Below are 12,172 nucleotides of genomic sequence, written 5' to 3'. Positions count from 1 at the left end.
TATAAATAAAAAATTAGGATAATCAGATGACTCAGCCTCTTATTCAAATCGCGTTAGACCAAACTAATCTTAGTGATGCAATTCATGTTGCTAATAATGTGGAATCTTTTGTCGATATCATCGAAATTGGTACTATTTTAGCGTTTGCAGAAGGAATGAAAGCCGTCTCAACACTGCGTAAGAATCATCCATCGCATATCATTGTCTGCGATATGAAAACCACGGATGGCGGCGCAATTTTATCGCGTATGGCATTTGAGGCTGGAGCTGATTGGATTACAGTTTCTGCCGCTGCACACATTGCGACCATTGAAGCATGCAAAAAAATTGCCGACGAATTTGATAGAGAAATTCAAATTGAACTGTATGGTAATTGGACGCTAGATGACGCTAAAAAATGGGTAGATTTAGGGATAAAACAAGCTATTTATCACCGCTCTAGAGATGCAGAACTGGCAGGTATTGGCTGGGCTTCTGATGATTTGACTAAAATGCGCCAGCTTTCAGATTTAGGACTCGAACTGTCTATCACCGGGGGCATCGTTCCAGAAGATATTCATTTATTTGAAGGTATTAAAGCGAAGGCATTTATCGCGGGACGGGCATTGGTTGGTGAGAAAGGTAAATCAACGGCGGAGGCATTGCGTACTCAAATAGCACGTTTCTGGAAATAAGAATCATCGAGAAATCCCCTCTGTTATCGAGAGGGGATCATCGGTTTACTCTCTAAAGCCGTTTACTTGGTAATAGCATCACGGCAATGCCGCCAATAATCGTAACCGCAGAAAATGCCGCAAAGTTCCAGCTGCTGGCAACACCTAAACTCGCAATATAAGCACCAAACATCGGCCCTGACATAGCACCAATACGAGAAATACTCATCGTCCAACCCGTCGCTGATGCCCTAACACTTGATGGATAGAAATGAGCGACATAGCCCGTCAAAATTAGCGGCGCGGAGATGCATCCGATGCCTGCAATGCCCACCAGCAGATAGTTCATATAGATACTTTGCTTGAAGACCATCAAACCGATGCCAAGTGCACCGAGCATGAAGAAAAAGGCAACCGTACCTCTGGCTCCACATCTATCAGCAACTTTTCCGAGGAATAATCCGCCTAATGCCGACGATAAACTAAATACCACTAAGAAGGTTAAACTCGAGCCGAGATCGTAGCCTTCTTTGCGCATGATTGACGGCAACCACGTATTTAAACCATAAACAATGAATCCACCACAAAATAGTGCAACCCAAAAGCAGCAGGTTGCACGGAGATAGTCTTTTGAAAAAATGATGGCGACGACTTCTTTTAAACTCCGTGATGATTGTTTTTCATTTTTTATGGGTTCGTGATAAGCCACTTCGAGTTTTTCAGCGAGCTTTTTCGCTTTATCGTGTTGTCCTCGGTTATTGAGATATTCAATGGATTCAGGAAGTAATCGAGCCATTGGCCAGATAAGTAATAAAGGCAATGACCCCACAATCATCACGCCCCGCCAACCAAATTGGCTCAGTATGGCAATGGCGACTAGTGCTGCACATAGAATACCGAGTGAGTAACCTGAGTACATAATGGCATAGTTAAATGAACGTTTTTCAGTTGGTGAATATTCGATGGTTAGTGCGGCGGCAACGGGAATGACACCGCCTAGCCCAATCCCTCCAATAAAACGCATCAGACCAAAAAACCAAGGTGTTGGCGCTAAAGCGGTTGCTAGCATGGTGGTTGAAAATAGCGTGACACAAATTAACAGCATGCGTCGTCGACCGTATAACTCACTTAATGTACCGATAATAAATGCGCCAAAAAACATACCGACTAAGGTATAGCTACTGAGTGCGCCTAATTCTATTGGTGTTAAATTCCACTCTTTATATTCAGACAGCGTTGGTAAAACTGCCCCCATGACACCGACGTCATAACCTTCAAATAGGATGCTTAACCAGCAAACTAACATCACTTTAAAGGTAGTACGCTTGGAGGATACAGATGTAATTTCAGATGTTTGTATTGTCATAAATCACTCTCTAATCGTAATTCGACTGATATTTTTAATGGCAAGTACTTATATTTTTTTAAATCTGAAAATCTATTTTTTAAAATCTGGGAAGCCGCAAATACACTTTACTTTTTTAGGTTAAATCACAATAGAAATGTTAATGAAATGTACAATAAATGCATTTAATGGATATTCTTTGCAGCTTTTGTTTTGGGTTATTTCATTAATTAAATTTAAGATTTGATGTCTTATTAATTTAATTTATAAAATAGAAATAATTTCCTTAATTAATTTAGATTAGTAATTAAAATATAGATAAAACAATCAACATATTGATAATATTGATTTATTTTTAACTGTAACGTAAGGTGATATTTATTAAAAATAAAGCAGTTGGTATTTTGTTAATATATAAATAATTATTTTAATAGTGCGAATTAAGCAGGTGAATATCATGATTTATCATTCGATATGGTTAATTTAATATTTGTTTGACATAAAATTAACACATACATAATATTCGATGAGTTTAGTTTTTGAATGATGCAATGCAGACCATGCGAAAATAAAATCGGAGAATAATTATGATCAAGCCATACGGTGTTGTGGGTTTAGTTCCGACCACTTGGGGAATAAAAACGCGTAGCGATATTATGAAAAATATCGACCATCTTGAGGAACTATCCCATGGCGCGTTATGGTTATCGTCGTTGGATCTTCCTGTTCGATTATTAGTTCTCCCTGAAGGGGCTTTACAAGGTTTTAATGATGAAGCGCTAGATTTACCTATTGCAGAATTCTTAAATGATGGCGCTATTGATATACCGGGGCCTGAAACTGACCGATTAGGGGAGCTGGCCAAATCACAGAATGTGTTCATCATGGCTCAGGCAAAAACCCGTGACCCAGACTGGCCGGGTATTATGTTTAACGTTGGTTTCGTTATTGATCCAAAGGGAAACATCATTCTTAAGCATCACAAAATGTCATCGTTATTACCTTGTGAACGCTCCGCTTCTCCCCATGATCTCTACGATGAATGGATAAAAAAATATGGGCGCTCATTACAATCTTTTTGGCCTGTCGTTGACACTGAAATTGGTCGTTTAGGGATCATGATGGCGATGGAAGGCAACTTCCCCGAAAATGGGCGCGGTCTAGCATTGAATGGAGCGGAAGTTGTCTATCGAGCTTCTCTACCGACACCCTTCACTGAAAATGATCTATTTGAAATTTCTAACCGTGCTCGAGCATTGGAGAATAACTTCTACGTGGTCGCACCTAACATCGGTTCAATGTATATGTTCCCAACCACGCAAGCGCCAATTGATTGCGGTGGTGGGCGTTCATTGATTGTGGATTACAAGGGTAAAATTGTTGGTAAACAAGAAGATACCAACGGCTCAACCTATGTGTATGGGGTGATTGATATTGAAGCCATGCGTTATCACCGCTCTAATGCCTCGGTGAGTAACTGGTTGAAAGATATTCGTACCGAATGTGCTCAGCTAATTTATGAAAACCCAATCTACCCGAAAAATACCTATTTACATGAGCCGCAAGGAAATCATAAACACTATCGCGAAACCATTTTGAATAAACAAATCGAGAAAATGATCGAAAGAAACGTATTTGTACCGAGTGTTTACGATAAAAAATAGCTGACAAATTCTATCTATTTTCACATAAAAAAATCCGATAACGTTTATCACGAAATCGGATTTTTTATTGAGTGGAAATATCGCTATTTATTGAGAACGGCGATCGCTTCTTGTTTTAATTCTTCAGCAATATTTCGCACAAAAGCGAGTTGGTTTATGGCGTCATTCATCTCTTTTTCTAGTCGGGCATCAAGCCCTTTAGTTGGCATTGGGGTTTCACTTGCACCGCGGTATGGGATCCACGGGTTATCGCCTTCATCATCAAAACGAAATGCAGGAGCGTAATAATCCACTTCTTCCTCTAACCCAAAAGAGACCACTTGCGGCTTTTCGTCACCTAAACAAATCAGTTTTTTCAACAATGTTTTGAATGGGACTTCACCTTCACCAGACAGGCTGGCTTTATGACCAAAACCTTTGCCTTCAGGAACACGAACCGCATCTTTCATATGAACCTGAGTAATATTATCTTTCATTTTATCGAAAGCATCTAATGGCAGTTCATTGGCGTTGAACATGTTGCCAAAATCAAACAGTAGGGAAAAGTTAGGAAAATCCGCTTCTTCAACTAACTGATTTAGCTCATGACTTTTCAAGTCTTCATGTTGTTCGATGACAAATTTTAAACCGGTATGTTCGTGAGTATCTTTGATGTATTGGATATCTCCTTTGACCTTTTGAAGTACGTCTTGCAGGTTGCCTTCATAGCGAGGGTAAAAGCGAATAGAACTTGCCCCGGTTTTCAACGCAATATGTACCGCTTCATCAATAGCGCTAGCTGCGGATGAGCTAGTTTCAATTTTAAGGTCGAGATTATACTCTTTGGCTTTTTGTCCAAATGCCTCTAATTGCTCGTCACTCATAGTTTTCAGTGCTTGAGTTTCGCCATCTTCAACATGGATTTTAGCGCCAGTTAAATAAAGCTTTTTCGCTATCTCTAATAAATCATCGGGTAAAATTCGCTCTTTTCTCATGTTTAAATGGAATGCATAAGCATGAAGATACAGCGGCATTGAATCAATTCGTTCAATAATTTTTTGGGCTTCAATATTAGTCATTTTTTTCACCTGTGATTTCAAGTCTATTCATTCGCTGTGGCAGTGTCAGCTTCGCGTTGTTTGATGCGTTTAGTTAAGATTTTAGCTGTCACAAAACCGAGTAAACTGAACATGATCATCATGCTAAAAACAAAGTTATAACCGGTAATTCCTGGGTAGTTATCTAAGAAAGAACCATAGATAGCGTAGGCGAACATGGCCGGCATATAGCCAAGAATACAAGCGAATGCCATTGCCGATCCGGCATATTCACGTTTAGTTCCAATTTCTTCCATTGGTGCGAAGAAGATAGCGCGTTGGCAGAAAATAATCGCCCCGAATCCTAAGGTTGCCGCCATGCCTAAATAAACGTTCATTGTTTCATGGGGCAGTAGCATAAACAGACCCATTGCAACCGCGGATAATAAACAGGTGAACTGTAAGAATTTAGTCGGTGATTTAAAAACTTTATCGGATAAGAATCCACCAATTGGACCACCAACCATCTTCAGTGCATATTGGTTAATAATTCCGTAAGCCCCAATCAACGCAATTGGTAGCGCATAGATATCTTTCAAGAATGGAATGAAGTAAGTCAATCCACAGTATGATGCATAGATAAAGAAGATAGTCATCGAGGCTAACCACAAGTTAGGACATTTGATGACACTTTTTATCCCTTCAATAACTTGTTTGTTAGCTTCTGAGGCGTTTTCAACCACTTTTTTATCATCATCGGTTACGATGAAATAGGTGATGACACCGATAAGTACCGTCACGATGGTGTAGAACATTAATCCCGCTTGCATGCCGGCTTTACCTTCACCAAACAGGACGAAAACATAGAGTGCACCGGAAGCAATAATGACGTCGACAACGCCACGACCTGCCTCTAGGAAACCAAACAGACGCCCTTGCTCTTTTTTATCACCCAGCAAACGGACGGCTTTAAGTAGTACAGGCCAGTAAATCACATCTGCAAATAATGCCATGATGGCAAACGCAATCAGATAACCTGTAAATGGAGGAAGAGTGGATAAGTATGCCCCACAGAGTCCAACACCAATTAAGCCCACGGGTAGAAGGATTTTTTTCGAAAATCTATCCGCAATATATAACGATGAAAATAGACCAATGGTTTGGACAATGGTGTAAACAGTAAAACCAAAACCAATTTGGGCATTAGTTAGTCCCCAATCTTGCTGCATAGGAACATAGAAAACATCTTTCATGCTGGATAACTTGAAAATGGTTCCAGCACCAAGAATGAGAAAACTAAGTCTTATCCACTTATTCATACATCCGCCTTGTTATTATTGTTTTACAACGACAGCCTCAACTTCAATCAACACATCTTTTGGTAGACGAGAAACTTCCACACATGAACGAGCTGGGTAGATGCCTTCAGAGAAATAAGACTGGTAGATCCCATTAAATGTCACAAAGTTATTCATATCACTGATAAAGCAGGTGGTTTTCACAATGTCATTCATTGTCAATCCAGCGGCTTCAACGATAGCCTGCAAATTTTTCATCACTTGATGTGTTTGCTCAGTAATATCCGTTCCAACAATCGAGCCATCTTCATGGTGAAAAGGGCAGCAGCCAGAAATATAGACCGTGTTGCCAACTTGTCTTGCTTGAGAATAAGGGCCGATAGCTTTTGGGGCATTGGTTGTTGAGATGATCATTTTTCACTCCTTTAATGACACGACTTGATGATCAGCATTTAACCACATGGAAAAATCCAACACCGTGATAGGCGTCTAATATTTGATTAAGTAAAAAAATAGTTTACTCAGTGAGGTGTTTTGGTTTTTAGGATTGAAATAGTTGACTTAATTATCTAAGATTAATAAAACTTTTGGCAGCAGGCTAACAAATATGGAAACGAGTATAAATCATGTATTTACGGAGCAAGATCGTAAACTTTTACAGTCTTATGTTCCGATGATTGAGTGCCTTGGTGAGTTTTTGGGGCCATATTGCGAAGTTGTTCTACATAGTTTTGAAGATTTACACAGCTCAGTCATTCACATAGCGAATGGACATTTAACCGGAAGAACCCTAGGGGCACCGGTAACAAACATTGCATTGGAAAAATTGGCAGGCTTTAAAAAAAATCATTCGTCGTGGGATGTCTATTTTAATACTAAAAGTATTCGACCTTTCCGTTCCTCCTCAACATTGATTGTTAACTTAGAAAATCAACCCATTGGTATGGTGTGCATGAACTGGGCATTGGATATGCCAATGAACGCGATGGTTGATTTAATGAGCAGTAGCCAGAATTCAAAGAATGAAAATTTTTCTCAGGATATTAACAAATTAATTATGGACCACCTTGAACCGATCAAAAATACGGTTTATTCCAATAAAAATATCCCAAGCAAAAATAAGAACTATGAAATCATTAAGGAGCTGCATGACTGTGGAATGTTTGAATTCCCTGCGGCACATAAAATAGTTTCTGTTGAGTTAGGCATCAGTTCGGCGACGATCTATAAACATATCCGCAAGATAAACGCTCAAGAGTAGAGATGATGAATAAGAGGCATATGGGCGTATATGCCTCTCTAAGCGAAAAAAGTTACTTTTTAAATACGGTCATCATATCGACAAAGATTGACTGCCATTCTTCGTCATTAATTTCCATTAATCCAAAATAACGCAGTATAAAAGCGCCTTCGGCGGATAAAAACATCATTCGGGCTCGCTTACCGCTTTCTGTGGATAAATCTAAATTCTCAATCCGTTCACGATACCACTTTCGGGTACTTTCTAAATATTCAGGGGTTTGTAGCAAAGATGCCATTAATGCCGCACCTTTGGCAATACTGGTTTTATCATGATCGGCAGTGGCTTTTACATGAGCAATAACCAGACCTTCTGGAGAATTATCCTGCTCAACGGCTCGGTTAAAAATCTCATCATAAGACTGGCTCCAACGCTCAAACATTGCATCGATCAGTGCCTCTTTATTGCCAAAGCAGTATTGGACTCCACCTTTAGAAATTCCCATCGCTTTGGCGACGGCATCGATAGTCAGTGCAGTGGCACCTTGATGGATAACGATCTCTTCGGCGGCTTCTAGCACTTTATCACGATCGATTTTTCGTTGACGTCCCATTTAGAAAAACCTCTTTTCAATACGCACGTATGGAATTATATTGTAGCACGATCATCTATCACGGTGATCGACTAAACAGATTGAGAAGATTTTATGATAGCAGATTATAAACGTTGGATTATCTTACTATTAGTGTCGAGTGTTCTATTTCTTATCGTCATCGACGTCACAGTGCTATACACCGCACTACCTAAGCTAACTCATGACTTGGGTGCAAGTTCGTCTGAAAAACTCTGGATTATGAATGCGTATCCGCTGGTTGTTGCTGGGTTATTACCTGCGGCGGGAATGTTGAGTGATAAAGTGGGTCATAAGCGCATGTTCTTACTGGGATTGCCGTTGTTTGCACTGGCGTCCCTGTGTGCGGCATTCTCCCCAACCGCATTCAGCTTAATTCTATCTCGAGGATTCTTGGCCGTTGGGGCGGCAATCAGCATGCCTGCAACTTTGGCAATCGTTCGCCAAGTTTTCTTAGATCCTAAAGAGCGGGCATTAGCCATCGGTATTTGGTCTGCCGTCGCATCTGGTGGTGCAGCGATAGGCCCACTGGTTGGCGGCATATTACTCAACCATTTCTGGTGGGGATCGGTATTTCTCATCAATGTTCCGGTCGTTTTACTGGTGATCCCATTTGCGCTGCGTTTAATTCCTAAAATTGCAGGGCAATCCCATCAACCAATTGATTTTATTGGTTCAATAATGGTTTTAGTGGGATTAGTAGGTGTCATTTACTCACTGAAAGAGCTGGGAAAACTGAATATCGATTGGATGGCTATGGTGATATCGGGAGCTGTGGGTGTGGTCTCTCTGATTATATTTGTCCGCCGTCAGCTTACCGCTGAGATGCCAATGATGGATTTACGCTTGATGGCTAATCCGCGATTTTGTGCGGGAATTATCATGGCGATTTTATCCGTAGTGGTGATTGTGGGCGTGGAGCTGTTATTAAGCCAGCGTTTGCAATTAGTGTTGGGATATACCCCGTTTGAAGCCGCGTTGTACATCATTCCGATCCCACTCGCTTCCGTATTAGCTGCACCACTCGCGGGGATGTATTTGCATAAAATTGGCGATAGATCGATGATGATTTTCGGTTTTGCTTGTACGCTAATTGGTGTGGTTGGTCTGACTTGGGTGTTTGAAACTTCCACCGGAGCCGTATTACTGTCATTCTTATTTTTTATAGGTTTTGGACTCGGGGCGATTTTTACCACCGCATCAACCACCATTATGTTGAATGCCCCTGATGATAAAGCCGGAATGGCGGCCTCAATTGAGGAAGTGGCTTATGAATTAGGCAGTGTTCTCGGCGTAACCTTTATGGGCGGATTAATGACGGCGATGTATACCATTAAACTCGCATTACCTGAAGGATTCTCAGTGGCTGATAAAGCCTATGATAGCCTCGATGAGGCATTGATTGTCGCAGAGAAATTACCATCAGATAGCGCAAATATTCTGATCGGTCAGGCTAATATCGCGTTCGACCATGCATTTTTATCGGTGATGGTGACAACGACAGTGGTTTTAGCATTAAGCTTAATCATCCTGCCATTTTTCTTTCGTAATAAGAAAATAGCCGCAAGCTAAATAAATATTGGGAGCCAAATGGCTCCCTTTTTCGTTTACTTCACTTTGCGGATTAATATAGCGGCAAGTAATGGGCTGATAGCAAATAGGGCAAATAACCAGACTGAAGCCTGTTGCGCTCCAACTAATCCACCCGGACTCATTAAACCACTGTTATTGACGACCACGCCGACAAGTGCAGCAGACAGTGCCGTTGCATATAGTTGAATGGTAATAATTGAGGATGAAGCTAAGTTCTCTTCCCCTTCTGGCGCAGCATTGAATACCCGTAGAACCAAATGTGGCCAACAAACACCAATTCCTAAGCCGACTCCTGTCATGGCCAATAAGTAGAGAACAAATAAAGGTATTGAGTTCACTAATGCTAAGTTTGGTGTGAGTATCGCTAAAATAACCAATGAGACAAATATGATGACCGGACCAATTTTGAGAATATGGAGGACTATGGAGCCTGTTTTATTGGCACTCAGTAGCGCCCCTATCGTCCAGCCAGCAGCCATAACCGCCGTCAGATAGCCTGCAATTAATGGAGAAAACTGGTGAATGGTCTGTAAAAAGTAAGGCACATAAATTTCGGTGGTCATTCCGCCGACTAACAAACACATGGTCAGGAAGATGACCCCGAGCTGTGTTTTTAACGAATAAGCCCCCGTGGGTAATAGGCGTTTACCGCGTTTTCCATCGATCATGGCAATGGTAATTAACAGTGCAATGCCGACCAGTAATCCCCCTAGATTAGTCAGTAAACTGTCTGACAAACTACCAATGGAGATAACGAGGACTGAAATAACCAACAATGAAATGGCTAGGAATGGAATTTTAGCTGTTTGTGGTTGCTGGGCTTTTTTCCCGGGTAACTGATTGATAACAATGAGAGCCAGAATGATCGCGACAGGCAGTAGCGCCCAGAACGACCAGCGCCAATGACCCCCTTGTGCAAAAATTCCGCCAATTGCGGGGCCGCAAAGAGTCGCAATACCCCACATTCCTGAAACGACACCCATGGCACGAGACCATAAATTAGGCGTGAATACGATACGGATTAGGGCATAACTCAATGCGAATAAAATACCGCCACCGAATCCTTGCAGTGCTCGTCCTCCCAGTAATATCAGCATGGAGGGCGAAGAGGCACACCAAATTGATCCAAGTGAGAAAAGCGTTAATGCACTGAGGTAAGCTAATTTGGGACCGAAGCTGTCTAATATTTTGCTTGATAATGCAGAGCCAATAATGGATGTAGCAACGAATAATGTGGTATTCCATGCGTAATATTCGAGCCCGCCAATATCATTAACCACACTGGGTAAAATGGTTGTGACGATATAAATATTGATAGCATGTAATGCAACGCCACCGGTCAGGGCTATAGTAAGTAATGCATTGGTGCCACTGAGTAAGTCGGCCCATGTGCCTTGGGGTAATGTTGAGGGTTGTTCGCTCATATATAGGCCTGCTAGACGAAAGAGAGGTAAAAAGGTATTATCCAAGTATTGTCTTGGATAATAAAATCACACTATGAATAAAGCAAGTAATTACTTTGATAATTTAAATCTTACTCAGGCAGTGGATAAAGTCCTGTTTTGTATTAAAACTAAAGGACCAATCTCCACCTCTGTGATTGCAAATGACCTGAATTTAACCGGAGAAGCGGCTCGCCAACATGTACAGAAGCTGACTTCGTTGGGGCTGGTGGAAGGGGTACAGTGCGCCGCTCAATCAGGAGCTGGCCGCCCACGGCAAAATTGGGTGCTCACCGAATTAGGGCATCAGCGATTTCCAGATACCCATGCTCAGCTGGCATTACAGCTGATTGATTCAGTGCGAACTATTTTTGGTGATGATGGGCTTGAGAAACTGATCGAGCAGCGTGAAGCAGAAAGCCGAACTAAATATTTAGCGCGCTGTGAAAACTTACCGTTAGCACAACGTTTGGCGGAGTTAGCCGAAGTTCGCAGTGAAGAAGGCTATATGGCTAAAGTTGAACAAGATGGCGATAGCTGGTTATTTATCGAAAACCATTGCCCAATTTGTGCTGCTGCAACCGCGTGCCAAAACTTTTGTCGTTCTGAGCTAGCGCTATTTCGTGAAGTCATCGGTGAGGAAGCTCATATTGAACGGGAACAGTATCTTTTGGATGGTGCTGGGCGCTGTGTTTATCGAGTAACTTTAGCGGCTAAGAGGCTTTAATTCTAAATTTTTTATGAATTAACCATGCGTACAGAATGCCAGAAAATGCACCTGCAATATGGGATTCAGTCGATATTCGTTGATGGACGGGTAATAAACCACTCGCCATCGCGCCGAAATAGAACAAAACTAGCAGAGCAATAATAATATCGAGCAGTTTACGGCGTAGAAAACCTTGGGCGATTAACAAACCCCAAAGCCCAAAAATCCAGCCGCTCGCACCAATGTGAACGGCATTTCTTCCGATGATCCATACCATTAATCCCCCAACCAGAATAATAAATGCAGAGGCTCGGGCGTAAGCCTTGATAGAGTCGTGGAGTAGTAATGCGCTGAGGATTAGAAGCGGAGGGAGATTACTAAGTAAATGTTCCCAATCTCCGTGGATAAATGGAGCAAAAATAATGCCTACTAACCCATTTAGGGTTCTTGGAATAATACCAAAACCTACCAGTGTATTACCGCTGAGGCTATTGGCTACCTGAATGATGACCAGTAAGCCCACTAATGCTATCAGTAATTTAATCCGTGGGCTTAGCCAAGTTTGCATTATTGATGTCCGA

Annotated in this window: 12 protein-coding genes; 5 read left to right on the top strand and 7 right to left on the bottom strand. The window is 41.5% G+C overall.

Annotated elements, in window-relative coordinates; all coding sequences use genetic code 11:
- Window positions 1-26 precede the first annotated feature (26 nt).
- Window positions 27-674, top strand: a complete 648-nt coding sequence (locus tag PR761_RS15620) for a 3-keto-L-gulonate-6-phosphate decarboxylase UlaD (RefSeq protein ID WP_006816128.1) — start codon at window positions 27-29, stop codon at window positions 672-674.
- Window positions 675-726: 52 nt separating this feature from the next.
- On the opposite strand, the gene PR761_RS15615 is transcribed toward PR761_RS15620, so the two are convergent.
- The gene (locus PR761_RS15615) at window positions 727-2,019 is read right to left on the bottom strand and encodes an MFS transporter (RefSeq protein WP_039855842.1); all 1,293 of its coding nucleotides are present in this window, start codon (window positions 2,017-2,019) and stop codon (window positions 727-729) included.
- A gap of 566 nt (window positions 2,020-2,585) precedes the next feature.
- On the opposite strand from PR761_RS15615, the gene PR761_RS15610 reads away from it, so the two are divergent.
- The gene (locus PR761_RS15610) at window positions 2,586-3,662 is read left to right on the top strand and encodes a nitrilase-related carbon-nitrogen hydrolase (protein ID WP_112835800.1); all 1,077 of its coding nucleotides are present in this window, start codon (window positions 2,586-2,588) and stop codon (window positions 3,660-3,662) included.
- 83 nt (window positions 3,663-3,745) lie between these two features.
- Here the strand turns inward: PR761_RS15610 and PR761_RS15605 are convergent, their stop codons facing one another.
- From PR761_RS15605 to PR761_RS15595, 3 genes are read right to left on the bottom strand one after another with little or no spacing between them, the layout of a single operon-like run.
- Window positions 3,746-4,720 (bottom strand): sugar phosphate isomerase/epimerase family protein, encoded by a 975-nt coding sequence (locus PR761_RS15605; protein WP_154610833.1) that lies wholly within the window; start codon window positions 4,718-4,720, stop codon window positions 3,746-3,748.
- A gap of 23 nt (window positions 4,721-4,743) precedes the next feature.
- Window positions 4,744-5,997, bottom strand: a complete 1,254-nt coding sequence (locus PR761_RS15600; protein ID WP_006816132.1) for an MFS transporter — start codon at window positions 5,995-5,997, stop codon at window positions 4,744-4,746.
- Window positions 5,998-6,012: 15 nt separating this feature from the next.
- A complete protein-coding gene (locus PR761_RS15595) occupies window positions 6,013-6,390 on the bottom strand; it encodes a RidA family protein (protein ID WP_006816133.1) in 378 nt (125 codons plus the stop codon).
- Between the two features lie 193 nt (window positions 6,391-6,583).
- Here PR761_RS15595 and PR761_RS15590 point away from each other — a divergent pair, with 193 nt between their 5' ends.
- Window positions 6,584-7,237 carry a helix-turn-helix transcriptional regulator gene (locus PR761_RS15590; RefSeq protein ID WP_006816134.1) on the top strand — a complete coding sequence of 218 codons (654 nt, stop codon included), beginning with the start codon at window positions 6,584-6,586 and terminating at the stop codon, window positions 7,235-7,237.
- Window positions 7,238-7,289: 52 nt separating this feature from the next.
- Here PR761_RS15590 and PR761_RS15585 read toward each other — a convergent pair whose 3' ends face one another.
- The gene (locus PR761_RS15585; RefSeq protein ID WP_154610834.1) at window positions 7,290-7,829 is read right to left on the bottom strand and encodes a TetR/AcrR family transcriptional regulator; all 540 of its coding nucleotides are present in this window, start codon (window positions 7,827-7,829) and stop codon (window positions 7,290-7,292) included.
- A 93-nt stretch (window positions 7,830-7,922) separates the two neighbouring features.
- On the opposite strand from PR761_RS15585, the gene PR761_RS15580 reads away from it, so the two are divergent.
- Complete coding sequence (locus tag PR761_RS15580; protein ID WP_006816136.1) at window positions 7,923-9,419, top strand: MFS transporter; 1,497 nt, start codon at window positions 7,923-7,925, stop codon at window positions 9,417-9,419.
- 35 nt (window positions 9,420-9,454) lie between these two features.
- Here PR761_RS15580 and PR761_RS15575 read toward each other — a convergent pair whose 3' ends face one another.
- A complete protein-coding gene (locus tag PR761_RS15575) occupies window positions 9,455-10,864 on the bottom strand; it encodes an MFS transporter (RefSeq protein WP_126436147.1) in 1,410 nt (469 codons plus the stop codon).
- A gap of 73 nt (window positions 10,865-10,937) precedes the next feature.
- Here PR761_RS15575 and PR761_RS15570 point away from each other — a divergent pair, with 73 nt between their 5' ends.
- Window positions 10,938-11,609 carry a helix-turn-helix transcriptional regulator gene (locus PR761_RS15570; protein WP_154610835.1) on the top strand — a complete coding sequence of 224 codons (672 nt, stop codon included), beginning with the start codon at window positions 10,938-10,940 and terminating at the stop codon, window positions 11,607-11,609.
- Here the strand turns inward: PR761_RS15570 and PR761_RS15565 are convergent.
- Window positions 11,596-12,159, bottom strand: coding sequence for a rhomboid family intramembrane serine protease (locus tag PR761_RS15565; RefSeq protein WP_126436145.1), 564 nt, complete (start codon window positions 12,157-12,159; stop codon window positions 11,596-11,598). The genes PR761_RS15570 and PR761_RS15565 overlap by 14 nt on opposite strands.
- Window positions 12,160-12,172 lie beyond the last annotated feature (13 nt).

It is taken from the genome of Providencia sp. PROV210, from assembly GCF_028479445.1.
Lineage (GTDB): Bacteria > Pseudomonadota > Gammaproteobacteria > Enterobacterales > Enterobacteriaceae > Providencia > Providencia rustigianii.
Note: the sequence above shows the minus strand (reverse complement) of the source record. Positions and strands in the feature narration are given on the sequence as shown.